The organism is Kitasatospora sp. NPDC047058, assembly GCF_040643935.1.
Classification (GTDB): Bacteria; Actinomycetota; Actinomycetes; order Streptomycetales; family Streptomycetaceae; genus Kitasatospora.
The window spans coordinates 1-16,394 of sequence record NZ_JBEYVJ010000066.1; the positions used below are offsets into that span (position 1 = coordinate 1).

The following is a 16,394-nucleotide window of genomic DNA, read 5'->3' on the forward strand; positions in this document are numbered from 1 at the left end:
CCGGCCGGTCCGCCGGCGGCCGCGGGGCGCGGCGCGGGGCGCGGGCTGCGGAACACGGGAAGGCGCAGGGTGCCGAGTGCGAGAATGGCAGCCGACATCCGGTCAATTTCTCCTCGGGGTGGATCCGTTGAGCGCCGACATCACCGAACTGCTGACCCAGGCCGGCCCGCTGCTGACGGGCGCCCTGACCACCTACGGCACCGCCGTGCTCACCCGCGCCGAGAACGCCGCGATGGACGCCGCGGTGGACGCCACCGCCGACTCCGGCCGCCGGTTCCTCCAGCGCGTCTGGCGCCGTGGCGACGCCGCCCGGCGCGCCGAGCTGGAGACCGCGGTCGAGGCCGCCGACGAGGACCCGGAGGCCGTCGCGGCGGCGCTGCGCCTGCACCTGCGCCGCGTCCTCGCCGAGGACGCGGAGCTCCGCCAGGAGCTCGCCGACCTCCTCGCCGCCCGGCCCACGCCCTCGATCACCATCACCGCCCACGGCGAGCGGTCGATCGCGGCGTACTCCATCGGCACCGCCGTCACCGGCGACGGGCACCGCGTCGGCTCGTGACCGACCCCGCCACCGCCGCCGGCACCGCGGTCACCGCCGCCGGCGAGCGCTCCATAGCCGCGCACACCATCGGCACCGCCATCACCACCGACCAGGTGGTGATCGCCGCCGACGCCGTCACGTCCGCCCGCGACACCCCGGCCCCGCCTGGCACCAACAACCTGGCCCCGCCCCCGCTCTGCGTCGGCCGCGCGGACGAACTCGCCTGGCTGCGAAGGGTGCCGACCTCCGACGGCGGCTCGGCTGTCACCCAGGCGCCCACCGTCCACGGCCTCGGCGGCATCGGCAAGACCACCCTCGCGCTCTCCTACGCGCACCTGCACCGCGACGACTACGTGCTCACCTGGTGGATCAACGCCGAGTCCCCGGCCCGCATCGAGCAGTCACTCGCCGCCCTCACCGCCCGGCTCGCGCCCGGCTGGGCCGCACAGGCCGGCGAACCGGAGCGGATCGCCTGGGCGCTCAACTGGCTGCACTGGCACCCTGGTTGGCTGATCGTCCTGGACAACGCCGAGGAGCCCCGCGACCTGCGCCGCTACCTCGGTCCCCTCACCGGCGGCCACCTGCTGATCACCACCCGCCGCGCCACCGGCTGGCCCCGCGGCATCGCCACCCGCGCCCTCGGCACCCTCGCGCCGGAGGAGTCCGCCGCCCTGCTCTGCGACCACGCCCTGGACGGCGCCGAACCCACCGCGCGCCAGCTCGCGGACGCCCGCGCGCTCGCCGCCGACCTCGGCCACCTCCCGCTCGCCCTGGACCAGGCCGGTGCCTACCTCGCGCAGAACCGCACGGTCTCCATCGGGGCCTACCACCGCAGGCTCGCCGGCAAGCTCGACCGGGCCGCCGACGGCATCGACGCCGAACGCACCATCGCGCGCATCTGGAACCAGACGCTCGCCGTCCTCACCACGCGCAACCCGCTCGCCGTCGAGGTCCTGCACACCCTCGCCTGGCTCGCCCCCGACGACATCCCGGTCAGCCTGCTCCACCACCTGGACGACGAGGACGACGCGCTCGCCGAGGCCCTCGGCGTCCTCCACGGCTACAGCATGATCACTCTCACCCCGGACACGGTGAGCATCCACCGCCTCCTCCAGACCGTTCTGCGCACGGCCCCGGGCAACCCGGGCCGCGCGGCCGCCGAACACGCCCTCGTCGCGGCGTTCGACGCCCTGCCCGAGCCGCCCGAGTACCTCCCCGCCCCCGAGTGGGACGCCCTCGTCCCCCACCTCACCGCCCTCGCGGCCACCACCCCGCCCGGCGACCCCGACGGCCCGGTGGTGGGGCATTACCACCCCGCCGCCCAGTACCTCTACCGGCGCGGCCACGACGCCCGCGCCGTCCCCCTCCGCGAGATCCACGCCGCCCACTGCGCGCGGACCCTCGGGGAATCCCATCCGGACACCCTGACCAGCCGGCACAACCTCGCCCTCGCCTACCGAATGGCCGGCGACCTCGAACGCGCCATCCCCCTATACGAGACCATCCTCGCCGAACGTGAACAGGCCCTCGGCCACACCCACCCCGGAACCCTGACCACCCGGAACAACCTCGCGGTCGCCTACCAGGCGGCCGGCGACCTCCAGCGCGCCATCCCCCTCCTCGAAACCACCCTCGCCCAACACGAAGAAGCCCTCGGCGACACCCACCTTCACACCCTCCTCAGCCGCAGCACCCTCGCCGTCGCTTACCGGGCGGCCGGCGACCTCCAGCGCGCCATCCCCCTCCTCGAAACCACCCTCGCCCAACGCGAGGAGGCCCTCGGCAACGGTCACCACAGCACCCTGATCAGCCGGCACAATCTCGCCGTTGCCTACATTGCAGCCGGGGACCTCGAACACGCCGTCTCCCTCTTCGAAACCACCCTCGCCCAATGCGAGCAGACCCTCGGCGACACCCACCCCCAGACCCTCGTCAGCCGCGAGGCCCTCGCCCACGCCCGCGCAGAACTCGACGCCACCCGCCCCTGACCCGCGGCACGTGCCACGCCAGCGCCACGCCCGCCAGCCCGGTCACCAGCGCGCACACGCCCAGCCACCCCGCGGAGGCCGACATCACCCACCGGGCCCGGCAGTTGGCCGGCGGGGGCGCCCGGCTGCTCTTCTCCGACCTGCACCCCAATGTGCGGTGGCACGACGGCGCGCTGCACATCGCCCGGATGAGCCGCCGGCACCAGGTGGCCGCGGCGGGGCGCGGGCTGCCGCTCATGCCGTCGCTGTTCGCGTACAAGCCCGTCTCACCGATGGACCCGGGCGAGCCGCCCATGCTGGCCTATCCGAGCCGGGGCATCGCCACCCTGTGGACCTCGGCGGCCACCGGCCCGGACGCCGCCGGCGCACTCGCCGGCCTGCTCGGCGCACCTCGGGCCCGGCTCCTGGACCTCCTCGCCGAGCCGCTGACCACGGCCGACCTCGCCCGCCGTGACGCCGAGCGCCGTCTCGCAGCACCTGCGCGCCCTGCACGCGGCCGGCCTGGTCACCCGCACCCGGGACGGCCGGCACGTGCTCTACCACCGCAGCACCCTCGGCGACCGCCTCGTCACCGGCCGCCCGGCCGGCTGACGGGCGGACTGCTCGCCCCCGGCCCCGGCCGAGCCGCACGCAGCACCGAGGGCCGGCCGCTCGAAGCGGGCCGGCCCTCGGTGTCCTCGCGGAGGACCGCTACCGCTATGCGGTGCGCCGCAGCAGCGCCAGGTACATCGCGTCCGTGCCGTGGAGGTGCGGCCAGAGCTGGACGTCCGGGCCATCACCGAGCGACGGCAGGCCCGGCAGTAGCGGCCGCGCGTCGATCCACTCGACCCGCCCGCCCTGCTCGCGCAGCACGTCGTCCACCACCGCCCGGGTCTCCGCCAGGTGCGGCGAGCAGGTCGCGTAGCCGACGACGCCGCCGATCCGGGTGGCGTCGACGGCCGAGCGCAGCAGGTCCCGCTGGAGCGGGCCGAAGGCGGCGACGTCCTGCGGCCGGCGGCGCCAGCGCGCCTCCGGGCGGCGGCGCAGCGCACCGAGGCCGGAGCAGGGGACGTCCACCAGCACGCGGTCGAAGCCGCCCTCCCGCCAGGCGGGGCGCGTGCCGTCGGCGGCGATCACCGTGTACGGGCCGGGGTTGCCCTCCAGGGCCCGGGCGACCAGCCGCGCCCGGTGCGGCTGCTTCTCGCTGGCGACCAGGGCGGCGCCGCGCTCCGCGGCGAGCGCGGCGAGCAGCGCGGCCTTGCCGCCGGGGCCGGCGCAGCCGTCCAGCCAGAGCCGGTCGGGGCCGTCGAGCGGCGCCGCGGCGAGGGCGAGCGCGACCAGCTGGCTGCCCTCGTCCTGGACGCCGGCCCGGTTCTCCCGGACGGCGGTCAGCGCGCCCGGGTCGCCGCCCTCGGCGAGCCGCAGCGCGTACGGGGACCAGCGGCCGGGCTCGGCCTCGGGGAGGGCGTCGGCGAGTTCGCCGACGGTGGCCCGGCCGGGGCGGGCGACCAGGGTGACCTCGGGCCGCTCGTTGTCGGCGCGCAGCAGTTCCTCGACGGCGGTGCGGCCGGAGGCCTGGGGCTGCCAGCGGCCGAGCGAGTCCCAGAGCGCGGCGACGACCCAGCGCGGGTGGGAGTGGACGACGGCGAGGTGGTCCTCGGCGTCCTCGTCGTACGGCGGGGCGACCTGCTCGATCCAGGCGTCCAGGTCGTGGGCGCTGATCCGGCGGAGCACGGCGTTGACGAACTTGGCCTTGCCGTCGCCGAGGACCACCCGGGCCAGCTCCACGGTGGCCGAGACGGCGGCGTGGCTGGGGACGCGGGTGGCGAGCAGCTGGTGGGCGCCGAGCGACAGCACGTCGAGGACCGGCGGGTCGACCTTGCTGAGCGGGCGGTCGATGCAGGCGGCGATGATCGCGTCGTAGGTGCCCTGCAGGCGCAGGGTGCCGTAGACCAGTTCGGTGGCCAGGGCGGCGTCGCGCCGGTCCATGCCCTTCTGCTCGGCCTCGCGGAGGAGGGACGGCAGGATCAGGTTGGCGTAGGCGTCGCGCTCGTCGACGGCGCGCAGGGCGCGGAACGCGACGATCCGGGCCGGGTCCTTCTTCGGGCGGCGGTGCGGCCGGGGCGCGCGCTTGGCGCCGGGGGTGCTGCTGGGCGTGCTCATACCTGTGTGCCTCAAAGTGCTGCGGGGGTTATCAGAGGAACAGTAACGCGAATCCCGGGCCCGGGCTCCCGGCCCCGCCCCCGGTCTCCCGGCCGTCGGCGGTCTCCGTCGGCCGTACACACCCCAGTAAGGTGATCATCTGGCCGCCGGGGAGGCGGACCACACACCAAGGGGGGTTCCACGGGGATGAGTTCACGCCGGGTTTCGGGACGGGTTTCGGGACGGATCGCGTCCGCCGCCGCGGTACTGCTGCTGGTCGGCTCCTGCAGCAGCGGGGGCGGCCAGGGCGGCGGCAACGGCCGAGCCACCACCGGCGCCTCCGGCGCCACCACGGCCACGGCGGCGCCGACGCCCAGCGCCTCGGCCACGCCGCGCCGGAGCTTCGACCCGCCGTCCGCGTTCGACCGGGCCAAGGGCGTGCCGCTCCCCGTCGAGGCCAAGGCGTCCGCGGTCCTCCTCGACGGCCTGACCGCCTACCTCCCGGCCAAGGAGGGTCTCCGGGCGGTCGACCTGACCACCGGCCAGGTGGTCGGCACGGCCCCCACCCAGCAGCCCGCCGGCCTCGCCGAGACCCCGGTGCTCGCCGAGGTGGGCGGCAGGCGCCTGGTGATCGGTTCCTTCCCGGAGATTGTCCGCGGCCAGGGCACCTCCGTGGACCACGCGGTCGCCGAGCTGGTGGCCATGGACGCCGGCACCCGCGCGCCCGCCTGGTCACTGCCGCTCGACCTGCCGCAGGGCTTCGCCGAGTACAAGTACGCGACCCTGCTCGGCGTGCGCGGCACCACGGCGGTGCTCGCCGTCTCGGACTCCGACCACGGCGCCGTCCTCGCGGTGGACCTCGCCGCCAGGAAGACCCTCTGGACGCAGAACGGCTTCTTCGGGGCCGCCCTCACCGAGGGCCAGGTCGTCGGCATCGTCTCCCAGGACGGTGTCCGGCAGAAGCTGTCGGCGCTCGACCTCGCCGACGGGAAGACCGCCTGGAGCGCTGCGGCCGACTCGTACGAGACGACGGTGCGCCCGGCCGGTCCGGCCACGGTGGTGGTCCAGGGCCGGGACTACGGCTCGGCCAAGAACTTCGCCTGGCTGGTGGACGGCACGACCGGCAAGCAGACGCTCGACTTCTCCGGCGGGTTCACGCACACCTGCACCTACGACGGCCGCTCGGTGACCGTCTGCGCCACCGAGTCCACGGCCTTCGCGGTCGAGCCCACGACCGGCAAGGTGCTCTGGAAGCTCCCGGACGACGCGAACACCCGGGTCTCGCCGAGGGTCACCGCGGTCCGGCACGGCGTCGTCTACGGGACCACCAGGAACGGCCCGGTCACGCTGGACGCCACCACCGGTCAGGACCGGCCCGGCAGCCCGCAGCTCGCACCGGTCGCCGTCGACGAGTACGTCGGCCTCGCCCCGGCCGAGGGCACCGGCCAGGCCCTCACCGCGTACCCCGCCACCGGCTGACTCCCCCGGCCGTCCGGCCGGTGATCATCCGACGGTGCGCGGCGGACGCGACCCCCGCGAGCCCGGGGGCGTGGCCGTCTTCACCGGCCCCGAGGGCCTGCGCCTCTGCTTCGGCATCACCAACAACTCCGCCACCGGCACCCGCCGGTTCGACCTCTACTACAAGGTCTGACCGTGACGGGTGGCGGGCCGGCCGCGCCGTCCCGCCACCCCGACCGGTCCCGGCGGGGTGGCGCCCTCCGGTCACTCCTCGCCGGTCAGTCCTCGCCGACGAGGCCGAACCGCTCGCCGGACTCGATCCGCGCACCCCGCGCCCAGTCGGCGGCCCGCATCGCCTTCTTGCCCTGCGGCCGCACCTCGCCCAGTTCGACCTCGTGACTGCCGGTGCCGACCCGGACGCTGTTCTTGCCGACCGCCAGCTCGCCGGGCGCCAGCGCCGACGAGTCGGTCACCAGCGTGACCGGGCCGGTGATCTTGAGCCGCTCGCCGCGGAACACCGTCCACGCGCCGGGCGCGGGGGCGCAGCCGCGCACCACGCGGTCGACCCGGAGGGCGGGGTGGGTCCAGTCGATCCGGGCGTCCTCGACGGTGATCTTCGGCGCGAGGGTGACGCCCTCGGCGGGCTGCGGGACGGCGTGCAGGGCGCCGTCGGCGATGCCGTCCATGGTGGCGGCGAGCAGCCGGGCGCCGGAGTGGGCGAGCCGCTCCAGCAGTTCGCCGCTGGTGTCGGCGGGGCGGATCTCCTCGGTGAGGACGCCGAAGACCGGCCCGGAGTCGAGGCCCTGCTCGATCAGGAAGGTGGACGCCCCGGTGACCTCGTCGCCGGCCAGCACGGCGTGCTGGACGGGGGCGGCGCCGCGCCAGGCGGGCAGCAGCGAGAAGTGCAGGTTCACCCAGCCGTGCGTGGGGATCTCCAGCGTGCCGGGCCGCAGCAGCGCACCGTAGGCGACCACCGGGCAGCAGTCCGGGGCGAGTTCGGTGAGCCGGGCGACGAAGTCCGGGTCGCTGGGCTTCGCCGGCTTGAGGACCTCGATCCCGGCCTCCTCGGCGCGCTGGGCGACGGGGCTGGCGACCAGCTTGCGGCCGCGCCCGGCGGGGGCGTCGGGGCGGGTGACCACCGCGACGACCTCGTGCCGGTCGGAGGCGAGCAGGGCGTCCAGGGCGGGAACGGCGACCTCGGGGGTGCCGGCGAACACGAGGCGCATCAAGTGCCTTTCTGGTAGCGGGACTTCACAAAACGAGCGGGCTCGGCAGCCGGGGCGGTCTCAGCGCGCCGAGCCGAAGGTGCTGTGCGGCGAGATCCTGACGACGGGCGCGGGCCCGCCGCCCCAGTCGGTCTCGCGGATCGCCTTCATCGCGGCCTTGCGCCGCTCGCGGTCGAGCCGGTCGATGAAGATGATCCCGTCGAGGTGGTCGGTCTCGTGCTGGATGCAGCGCGCGAGCAGCTGGGTGCCCTCGATGGTGACCGGGTCGCCGTACATGTTGAAGCCCTTGGCGACCACCCCGTACGCGCGCTTGGTGTCGTAGCGCAGCCCGGGGAGCGAGAGGCAGCCTTCGGGGCCGTCCTGCTCCTCCTCGGTGAGCGACAGGTCGGGGTTGATCAGGTGCCCGATGACGCCGTCCACGCGGTAGGTGAACACCCGCAGCGAGATGCCGAGTTGGGGCGCGGCCAGGCCGGCGCCGGGGGCGTCGAGCATGGTGTCGGTGAGGTCCCGGACGAGGGTGCGCAGCTCCTTGTCGAAGGTGGTCACGGGCTTCGCGGTGGCCCGGAGGACCGGGTCCCCGAAGATGCGGATCGGCTGGATCGCCACGGGCTGCGGGCTCCTGTCGCTCGGACTTCGGGACGCTGGCTTCGGACTTCGGACGGACTGCGGACCGCCGACCTCGGACTGCAGACGTTCGGGCGGGAACACCGGCGTGCGGACGCCGGGCCGCCGTCAAGTCTATGCAATCCCACCGCCCCCGTTCCGGCCACGCCCGGGCATCTGGCATATCCCGACTCGCCCGGCTGCGTGACCCCGGCCCCCGGTCCGGCGTTGGTCAAGTGAGATTGACCGGGGCCGGAGCGCGCGGAACACCGTGTTCCGGCCGAGCTGAACCGTACGGAAGGTGGCACGTAGGCCATGGCCGAGCAGATCAATCACGATGCCCGGGCGCGGGCGAGCCTGCACCTGCTGGTGCGGGACATCGAGCGGGTGAGGCGGCAGGTCGACGCGCTGCGGACCCTCACCGCCCAGCTGGGCAACGTCTACCGTCCGCGCCGCCCGAGCACCTCGGCCGGGTTCGTGGTGTACGGACGGGCGCCGGCGCCGACGGTGCGGCTGGCGCAGGAACTGCGCGAGAGCGTGGAGACGCTGGTCGCGGCGGCGGTCGAGTTCGACCGGGCGCTGGGATTCTCCTGGGACTCGGTGGGCTCGGCCCTCGGGGTCACCAAGCAGGCGGTGCACCGGCGGTACGGGATGCGCCGGCCGACCAGCGAGCTGCTGGCGGCCGGCGGGGTGCCGGCCTCCGGTGTGCCGGGGCCGGGCCGGCCGGACCGCACCGAGGAGCTGCCCGCCGTGTCCGCCCCGACCGGGCTGGCCGCGACCGTCCCGGCGGCCCGCCAGGGCGGCCTGGACCGCAGCGCGCTGGACCGCGCGGCGATGGACCGCTCCGGCGCCCTGCGCGGCTGAGCAGCAGCGCGGCCCGGGTGGGGAGCGGCGCACTCAGCCGCCCCTCACCCGGCCCGGCCGCCCACCCCGGCGACCCGTACCGGCTCCCGGAACCGGCGCGCGCCTCACCCCGCACGCCTCACCCCGCCCGCCTCACCCGATGTCCGTCGGGTCGATCCGCACCTTCACCGGCTCCGGCGTGCGCAGCGCGATCCGCGCGATCTGCGCGGCCTTGAGCGCCCCCGCCAGCGCCGCCCCCTGCCCCGGCGGCACCCGCAGCAGCGCCCGTTCCTGCTCCTCCCCCCGCAGCGCCGGGACCGGCACCGGGCCGAGCACGTCGGCCTCCGACGGCAGCCGGATCAGCCCGAGCAGGTCCGCGACGGCCGCCGGGCTGCCGGTCACCGAGGCCATCCGCGACACCGGCGGGAAGTGCAGCTGCGCCCGCTCGTCCAGCTCCAGCCCGGCGTGGCCGAGCGGGTCCCAGCGGACCAGCGCCTGCACCGGCCGCGCGGTGGGCTCGGCGACCACCACCACCGTGCCGCCCTCGGCCGACGGCTTCACCAGGGCGGCGGCGGCCAGCCAGAGCCGGAGGGTCTCCTCGCCGGCCCGCAGGTCGGGGCGGCCGAGCAGGGCCCAGCCGTCCAGCAGCAGGGCCGCCGCGTACCCGCCGCCCTCGACCACCGGCTCGGCGCCCGGCGTGGAGATCACCAGCGCCGGCTCGTCCGGGACGCTGGCCAGCACGGCGTCCCGCCCCGAGGTCCGCACCGGCACCCGCGGGAACGCCTTGCCCAGCTCCTCCGCCGTGCGCCGCGCGCCGACCACCTGGGCCCGCAGCCGGAACGAGCCGCACTCCGGGCAGTGCCAGTCCTGCTCCGGCTGCCCGCACCAGCCGCAGTGCAGCGGCGCCTCCGCCGAGGCGGCCTCCAGCGGGCCCTCGCAGCGCCGGCACCGGGCGGGCGTGCGGCACCGGCCGCAGGCCAGCCGCGGGACGTAGCCGCGCCGCGGCACCTGGATCAGCACCGGCCCGCCGGCCGCGAGCGCCTCCCGGGCGGCCTCCCAGGCCACCGAGGGCAGCCGGGCGGCCTGGGCGGCGGCGTCCCGGTGCTGGTCCTGGTCGGTGACGGTGCGGACCCGGGGCGCCACCTGCCGGACGGTCTCCCGGTCGGCGGTGAGCGGCCGGGCCCACCCGGTGCGGACCAGCTGCGCTCCCTCGACGGTCACCGCGTGCCCGCCGAGCAGGACGGCGGCCCCCTCCTCGGCGGCGCGCAGCAGCGCCACCTCCCGGACGTGCGGGTGCGGGGCGCGCGGGTCGCTGTGGCTGCCGTCGCCGTCGGACCAGACGACCACCAGCCCGAGGTCGCGGACCGGGGCGAACATCGCGGCGCGGGTGCCGATGGCGGCGTGCACCGAGCCGCGGCTCACCGTCAGCCAGCGCCGGTACCGTTCGCGCGGGCCGAGGTCGGCCGCCAGCGTGGCGTGCAGGCCCTCGCCCAGCAGCCCGGTGAGCGCCTGGTCCACCCGGGCCACCGAGCGGCCGTCCGGCAGGACGACCAGCGCGCCGCGCCCGCTCGCCAGCGTGGCGGCGACCGCCCGGGCGATCTCGTACGGCCAGCCGGGGCCGGGCAGCGCCGTCCAGACCGCGCGGGGGGTGCCGCCGCCGGCCAGCGCGGTGAGGAAGTCCGGCCCGGCGGGGTAGCGCGACCAGCCGCCGGGCGCCGGTGCGGCGGGCCGGGGCCGGGGGCCCGGCGAGGCCTCGGCCTCGGCCTTGGCGTGCCGGGGCGGGACGGCGAGCTGGAGGACGTCCGCCAGGGTGCCCGCGTACCGGTCGGCGACGGTCCGGCAGAGCCGCAGCAGCTGCGGGGTGAGCACGGGCTCGGGCGAGAGCACCTGGGCGAGCGGGGCCAGCGGGCCGGCGAAGTCGCTCTTCTCCAGCCGCGCGACGATGAACCCGTCGTGCAGTTCGCCGCCCTCGCGCTGGCCCTTGACCACCCGCGCGCCGAACCGCACCCGGACCCGCACCCCCGGCTGGGCCTCCTCCGCCATCGCGGCGGGCACCGCGTAGTCGAAGAACTTGTCGATGGTCAGCACGCCCTTGTCGACCACCACCCGGGCGACCGGCAGGTGCTCGGCCCGTTTGGCACCGCGCCACGTCCGGGGCTTGGCCCGGCGGACCGTCTCCCGGATGAACGCCAGCTGCTCCGGGCCCCCGCTCTCCTCTGTGCTGCTCATCGCCCCAAGTAGTACCAGGTCACACCGACAGGGCGGACTGCGCCCGCACGAAAACGCGCAGGCGGTGGCCACCCCCACCGGGGGCACCACCGCCTGCGGTCAGACGATCGGATCAGCCGGTCAGTCCTCGACGGCCTTCTTCAGCTGCTCGACCCGGTCGGTCCGCTCCCAGGTGAAGTCCGGCAGCTCACGGCCGAAGTGGCCGTAGGCGGCGGTCTGGGCGTAGATCGGGCGGAGCAGGTCCAGGTCGCGGATGATCGCGGCCGGGCGCAGGTCGAAGACCTCGGTGACGGCCTTCTGGATGGCCAGGACCGGAACGGTCTCCGTGCCGAAGGTCTCCACGAACAGGCCGACGGGCTCGGCCTTGCCGATGGCGTAGGCGACCTGGACCTCGGCGCGGCGGGCCAGGCCCGCGGCGACGATGTTCTTGGCGACCCAGCGCATGGCGTAGGCGGCCGAGCGGTCGACCTTGGACGGGTCCTTGCCGGAGAAGGCGCCGCCGCCGTGGCGGGCCATGCCGCCGTACGTGTCGATGATGATCTTGCGGCCGGTCAGGCCCGCGTCACCCATCGGACCGCCGATCTCGAACCGGCCGGTCGGGTTCACCAGCAGCCGGTAGCCGTCGGTCGTCAGCTTGATGCCCTGCTCGGCCAGCGCCTTCAGCTCCGGCTCCACCACGAACTCGCGGATGTCCGGGGTCAGCAGCGAGTCCAGGTCGATGTCGCTCGCGTGCTGCGAGGAGACCACGACGGTGTCCAGGCGCACGGCCTTGTCGCCGTCGTACTCGATGGTGACCTGGGTCTTGCCGTCGGGGCGCAGGTACGGGATCGTCCCGTTCTTGCGCACCTCGGACAGCCGCTTCGACAGGCGGTGCGCCAGGGTGATCGGCAGCGGCATCAGCTCCGGCGTCTCGTCGGACGCGTAGCCGAACATCAGGCCCTGGTCACCGGCGCCCTGCTTGTCCAGGTCGTCCTCGTCACCCTCGACCCGGGCCTCGTACGCGGTGTCCACACCCTGCGCGATGTCGGGCGACTGGGCGCCGATGGACACCGACACACCGCACGAGGCGCCGTCGAAGCCCTTCTTCGAGCTGTCGTAGCCGATCTCCAGGATCCGGTCGCGGACCAGCTGGGCGATCGGCGCGTACGCCTTGGTCGTCACCTCGCCGGCCACGTGCACCTGGCCGGTGGTGATCAGCGTCTCCACGGCGACCCGGGAGGTCGGGTCCTCCCGCAGGAGAGCGTCGAGGATGGTGTCGCTGATCTGGTCAGCGATCTTGTCGGGGTGTCCCTCGGTCACGGACTCCGAGGTGAACAGGCGGCGAGACACAGCGCTCCCTGGGGTTGCAGCGGCTGCTGACTGAAGGCCCCCGGCGAGCCGGGGACATCCGGAAAGACTTGATTCCTGGAGTGTAACGGTCGGCTCCCGGCAACCGTCACTCCATTCCGGAATTGAAGACCGAACGACCACCCTTCGGGATCAGTCGACGACCGTTCGGAGCCGTTCCGCGACCAGGTCCCAGACCACGTCGGCGAGCGCCTCCTTGGGCCCCACCGGAACGGCGGTCTCACTGCCGTCGGAGCCCAGCACCACGGCCTCGTTGACGTCCTGGCCGAACGCCTTGCCGTTGCCGACCTCGTTCACCACCAGCAGGTCGCAGCCCTTGCGGGCGAGCTTGGCGCGGCCGTTGGCGAGCACGTCGTCGGTCTCCGCCGCGAAACCCACGACCAGTTGGGCCGAACGGGGGCGGTGGCCCGAGAGCTCGGCCAGGATGTCCGGATTGCGGACCAGCGCGACGGGCGCCGGCTCGGCCCCCTCGACCTTCTTGATCTTGCCGGTGGCGTACGCGGCAGGGCGGAAATCGGCCACCGCGGCGGCCATCACCACCGCGTCCGCGTCCTCCACCGCCTTCAGCGCGGCGTCCCGCAGCTCCAGCGCGGTCGAGACGTGCACCACGTCGACGCCGGCCGGGTCGGGCAGCTCGGCGTTCGCCGAGAGCAGGGTCACCCGGGCGCCACGCGCGGCGGCGGTCACCGCGAGCGCGTAGCCCTGCTTGCCGGAGGAGCGGTTGCCGAGGTAGCGCACCGGGTCCAGCGGCTCGCGGGTGCCGCCGGCCGAGACCACGACGTGCCGGCCGGCCAGGTCCGAGCGGACCCCGCCGTGCCGCAGCACCGCCCGGCAGGCGTCGAAGAGCGCGGACGGCTCGGGCAGCCGGCCCTTGCCGGTGTCCTTGCCGGTCAGCCGGCCGACGGCCGGCTCCAGCACGATCACGCCGCGGCGGCGCAGGGTGGCGACGTTCTCCCGGGTGGCGGGGTGCTCCCACATCTCGGTGTGCATCGCGGGGGCGAGCACGACCGGACAGCGGGCGGTGAGCAGGGTGTTGGTGAGCAGGTCGTCGGCGAGCCCGTGCGCGGCCTTGGCCATCAGGTCGGCGGTGGCGGGGGCGACCACGACCAGGTCGGCGTTCTGCCCGATCCGCACGTGCGGCACCTCGTGGACCCGCTCCCAGGTCTCGGTCGCGGCCGGGCGCCCGGAGAGCGCGGCCCAGGTGGCCTCGCCGACGAAGTGCAGCGCGGCCTCGGTCGGGACGACGGTGACCTGGTGGCCGGACTCGGTGAACCGCCGCAGCAGCTCGCACGCCTTGTACGCGGCGATGCCGCCGCTGACGCCGAGGACCACGCGCGGGGCCTCCGCCCCGCCGGTGCCCGCCTGGGTGCTCGCGTCCGTGCTCGCGCTCATGCTTCCCCTCATCTCCACGCTCGGGACGTGCCTCACCCTACGACCCCTCAGCAACCGGCCGCACTGTGGCACCCCACACAGCCCCACCAGCGGGAACGCGCCGGGAACGCCGAGGGGCCCGCCGGAACGAGTCCGACGGGCCCCTCGACTGAAGGCACCGGCTCAGGCCGCCTCGACCGCCTCGGCGGTGAGCATGCCCGCGTTGATCTCGCGCAGCGCGATCGACAGCGGCTTCTCGTGCACGTGGGTGTCGACCAGCGGGCCGACGTACTCGAGCAGGCCCTCACCGAGCTGCGAGTAGTAGGCGTTGATCTGGCGCGCGCGCTTGGCGGCGTAGATCACGAGGCTGTACTTGGAGTCGGTGGCCTCGAGGAGCTCGTCGATCGGCGGGTTGATGATGCCCTCGGGCGCGGTCATGGAAGAGGACACGCTAAAACCTTCCGAAAGGGTGGAAAAGACAGACAGGTCAGCCTACACCGAGCAAGGCTAGCAGTTCGGTCGCAACCTGCTCGACGGAGGTGTTCACCAGGGTCGTGTCGAACTCCGGCTCGGCGGCCAGCTCGACCTTGGCGGCCTCCAGCCGCTTCTCGATCACGTCCTGCGGCTCGGTGCCCCGGCCGGTGAGCCGGCGGACCAGCTCGTCCCAGCTCGGCGGAGCCAGGAACACCAGCTGCGCCTCGGGCATCGACTCGCGCACCTGACGGGCGCCCTGCAGGTCGATCTCCAGCAGGACGGGCTCGCCGCGCTCCAGCTTCTCCAGCACCGCCGACCGCGGGGTGCCGTAGCGGTTGCCGGCGAAGACGGCCCACTCCAGCAGCTCGCCGTTGGCGATCAGCTTGTCGAACTCGTCGTTGTCGACGAAGTGGTACTGGACCCCGTTCTGCTCGCCCGGCCTCGGGTGGCGGGTCGTCGCCGACACCGAGAGCCAGACCTCGGGGTGCTGCTTCCTCATATGAGCGACGACCGTGCTCTTGCCGACCCCCGAAGGGCCGGAGAGCACGGTCAGCCGCGGACGCTCACTCATGCACCGATTATCCCGGATCGCGGACGATCCCGGGACCACGGGGGCACGGTCAGGCGGCACCGCCGCCGAACTCCCGCTCCAGGGAGGCGATCTGGTTCGTGCCGAGGCCACGGACGCGACGGCTCTCGCTGATGCCGAGGCGCTCCATGATCTGCTTGGCACGGACCTTGCCCACGCCGGGCAGGGACTCCAGCAGGGCGGAGACCTTCATCTTGCCGATCACGTCGTTCTCGGCCTTGCCGGCCTTGATCACCTCGTGCAGGGAGGCATTGGAGTGCTTGAGCCGGTTCTTGACCTCGGCGCGCTCCCGGCGAGCCTCGGCGGCCTTGGCGAGCGCGGCGGTGCGCTGTTCAGGGGTAAGGGGCGGAAGAGCCACGCCGTTCACCTCAGGGTGTGGAAGGAAGGATTGAGCTATGACTGGTTTGGTTCCCAGGACACCGGCCGCAAGTGGAACCGTACGGCTCTGACCTGCGAGAGCAACGGGAATCGCCGCTCTTCGATGACCTATCGCCGGACACTACCCGGATTGCGGCGCCACGTCAGGAAAAGAACACGAAAAGTCCTGGTCAGCCAAGGCCGACCAGGACTTTCCCGGGCAAAATGACCGCGATTGCGGACCTTTGGCAGTTCGGATGTGACCGCGCTCACGTCAATCCGTACGATGCCCCGCCGCTTCCCCGCGCCACTGCGCGGGGCCGGCGGACCGCTCCGCCGCGCTCCGCGTCACCGCGCCCGCCGCGTCACCGTGTGTTCCGCGTCACGCGTCCTTCACTTCACCGCGTCCGCGTACTCCCGGACGAAGCGGTCCGCCGCCTCCCGCAGGGCCGGCACCGACGGGCCGTGCCTGAGCACGTCCCGGCTGACGCTCGGCACCACGTTGCGCACCGAGGCGCCGAACACCCGCGGCAGGTCCGCCATGGTCGCGCCCTGGGCGCCGATCCCGGGGGCGAGCAGCGGGCCGTTGATCGCCAGGTCCACGCCGGCGTCCGCCAGCGTCGCGCCGACCACCGCCCCGAAGGAGCCGAGCGGCTCCGCGCCGGCGTTCTCGGCCGCGAGCTGGCGCAGCACCGAGGCGGCCACCGGCTCGCCGTCCGCGCCGACCGCGCGCTGCACCTCGGCGCCCTCCGGGTTGGAGGTGAGCGCCAGCGCGAAGACGCCCGCGCCGTTGGCCGCGGCCAGGTCGAGCGCCGGGCGCAGCGAGCCGAAGCCCAGGTACGGGCTGACCGTGACGGCGTCCGAGAACAGCGGGCTGCCCGGGGCGAGGAAGGCCTCGGCGTAGGCGGCCATGGTGGAGCCGATGTCACCGCGCTTGGCGTCCATCAGGACGAGCGCGCCGGCCGCCCGGGCCTCCTCGACGGACTTCTCCAGCACCGCGACGCCCTTCGAGCCGAAGCGCTCGAAGAAGGCGGCCTGCGGCTTGAGCACGGCGACCCGGTCGGCCAGCGCCTCGACCACGGTCCGGCTGAAGGTCTCCAGGCCCGCCACGGAGTCCTCCAGGCCCCAGGCGGCGAGCAGGGAGGCGTGCGGGTCGATGCCGACGCAGAGCTGGCCGCGGGTGTCGAGGGCCTGGCGCAGACGGGCGCCGAAGGGGGCGAGGGTCATGTCGTCCTTTCCGGGGGCGGTCA

The 16,394-nt window shown here is 74.6% G+C and carries 16 protein-coding genes; 6 read left to right on the forward strand and 10 right to left on the reverse strand.

Annotated elements, in window-relative coordinates; genetic code table 11:
• The first annotated feature begins 127 nt into the window (after positions 1-127).
• The 3 genes from ABZ885_RS13360 to ABZ885_RS13370 all read left to right on the forward strand — a co-directional run bounded on the left by ABZ885_RS13360 (position 128) and on the right by ABZ885_RS13370 (position 3,117).
• Entirely contained in the window at positions 128-556 is a 429-nt protein-coding gene (locus ABZ885_RS13360; protein ID WP_360187194.1) for a hypothetical protein, read from the forward strand.
• Positions 553-2,526, forward strand: a complete 1,974-nt coding sequence (locus ABZ885_RS13365) for a tetratricopeptide repeat protein (protein WP_360187196.1) — start codon at positions 553-555, stop codon at positions 2,524-2,526. The genes ABZ885_RS13360 and ABZ885_RS13365 overlap by 4 nt, the downstream gene beginning before the upstream one ends.
• A gap of 450 nt (positions 2,527-2,976) precedes the next feature.
• The gene (locus tag ABZ885_RS13370; protein ID WP_360187198.1) at positions 2,977-3,117 is read left to right on the forward strand and encodes a helix-turn-helix domain-containing protein; all 141 of its coding nucleotides are present in this window, start codon (positions 2,977-2,979) and stop codon (positions 3,115-3,117) included.
• 105 nt (positions 3,118-3,222) lie between these two features.
• Here ABZ885_RS13370 and ABZ885_RS13375 read toward each other — a convergent pair whose 3' ends face one another.
• Positions 3,223-4,668, reverse strand: coding sequence for a transcription antitermination factor NusB (locus ABZ885_RS13375; protein ID WP_360187200.1), 1,446 nt, complete (start codon positions 4,666-4,668; stop codon positions 3,223-3,225).
• Between the two features lie 186 nt (positions 4,669-4,854).
• On the opposite strand from ABZ885_RS13375, the gene ABZ885_RS13380 reads away from it, so the two are divergent.
• A complete protein-coding gene (locus ABZ885_RS13380; RefSeq protein WP_360187202.1) occupies positions 4,855-6,126 on the forward strand; it encodes a PQQ-binding-like beta-propeller repeat protein in 1,272 nt (423 codons plus the stop codon).
• 34 nt (positions 6,127-6,160) lie between these two features.
• Positions 6,161-6,298 carry a hypothetical protein gene (locus tag ABZ885_RS13385; RefSeq protein ID WP_360187204.1) on the forward strand — a complete coding sequence of 46 codons (138 nt, stop codon included), beginning with the start codon at positions 6,161-6,163 and terminating at the stop codon, positions 6,296-6,298.
• 85 nt (positions 6,299-6,383) lie between these two features.
• On the opposite strand, the gene fmt is transcribed toward ABZ885_RS13385, so the two are convergent.
• Both fmt and def read right to left on the reverse strand, forming a co-directional pair.
• Positions 6,384-7,331: a methionyl-tRNA formyltransferase gene (gene fmt / locus ABZ885_RS13390; protein ID WP_360187206.1), complete on the reverse strand. Its 948-nt coding sequence runs from the start codon at positions 7,329-7,331 to the stop codon at positions 6,384-6,386.
• Between the two features lie 60 nt (positions 7,332-7,391).
• Positions 7,392-7,937 (reverse strand): peptide deformylase, encoded by a 546-nt coding sequence (gene def / locus ABZ885_RS13395; RefSeq protein ID WP_360187208.1) that lies wholly within the window; start codon positions 7,935-7,937, stop codon positions 7,392-7,394.
• Positions 7,938-8,249: 312 nt separating this feature from the next.
• On the opposite strand from def, the gene ABZ885_RS13400 reads away from it, so the two are divergent.
• Positions 8,250-8,798, forward strand: a complete 549-nt coding sequence (locus tag ABZ885_RS13400; protein ID WP_360187209.1) for a hypothetical protein — start codon at positions 8,250-8,252, stop codon at positions 8,796-8,798.
• Positions 8,799-8,930: 132 nt separating this feature from the next.
• Here ABZ885_RS13400 and ABZ885_RS13405 read toward each other — a convergent pair whose 3' ends face one another.
• The 7 genes from ABZ885_RS13405 to pyrF form a co-directional block, all read right to left on the reverse strand.
• On the reverse strand, positions 8,931-11,006 hold the full coding sequence (locus ABZ885_RS13405; protein WP_360187210.1) for a primosomal protein N': 2,076 nt from the start codon (positions 11,004-11,006) through the stop codon (positions 8,931-8,933).
• 120 nt (positions 11,007-11,126) lie between these two features.
• Positions 11,127-12,335, reverse strand: coding sequence for a methionine adenosyltransferase (gene metK, locus ABZ885_RS13410; RefSeq protein WP_360187211.1), 1,209 nt, complete (start codon positions 12,333-12,335; stop codon positions 11,127-11,129).
• Positions 12,336-12,485: 150 nt separating this feature from the next.
• On the reverse strand, positions 12,486-13,745 hold the full coding sequence (coaBC, locus tag ABZ885_RS13415) for a bifunctional phosphopantothenoylcysteine decarboxylase/phosphopantothenate--cysteine ligase CoaBC (protein WP_360187213.1): 1,260 nt from the start codon (positions 13,743-13,745) through the stop codon (positions 12,486-12,488).
• A gap of 162 nt (positions 13,746-13,907) precedes the next feature.
• Positions 13,908-14,174 carry a DNA-directed RNA polymerase subunit omega gene (gene rpoZ, locus ABZ885_RS13420; RefSeq protein WP_030056185.1) on the reverse strand — a complete coding sequence of 89 codons (267 nt, stop codon included), beginning with the start codon at positions 14,172-14,174 and terminating at the stop codon, positions 13,908-13,910.
• A gap of 37 nt (positions 14,175-14,211) precedes the next feature.
• The gene (gmk, locus tag ABZ885_RS13425; protein ID WP_360187214.1) at positions 14,212-14,769 is read right to left on the reverse strand and encodes a guanylate kinase; all 558 of its coding nucleotides are present in this window, start codon (positions 14,767-14,769) and stop codon (positions 14,212-14,214) included.
• 49 nt (positions 14,770-14,818) lie between these two features.
• Positions 14,819-15,145, reverse strand: coding sequence for an integration host factor, actinobacterial type (gene mihF, locus ABZ885_RS13430; RefSeq protein ID WP_360187216.1), 327 nt, complete (start codon positions 15,143-15,145; stop codon positions 14,819-14,821).
• A 392-nt stretch (positions 15,146-15,537) separates the two neighbouring features.
• Positions 15,538-16,371 (reverse strand): orotidine-5'-phosphate decarboxylase, encoded by an 834-nt coding sequence (gene pyrF / locus ABZ885_RS13435; protein ID WP_360187235.1) that lies wholly within the window; start codon positions 16,369-16,371, stop codon positions 15,538-15,540.
• Positions 16,372-16,394: the final 23 nt, after the last annotated feature.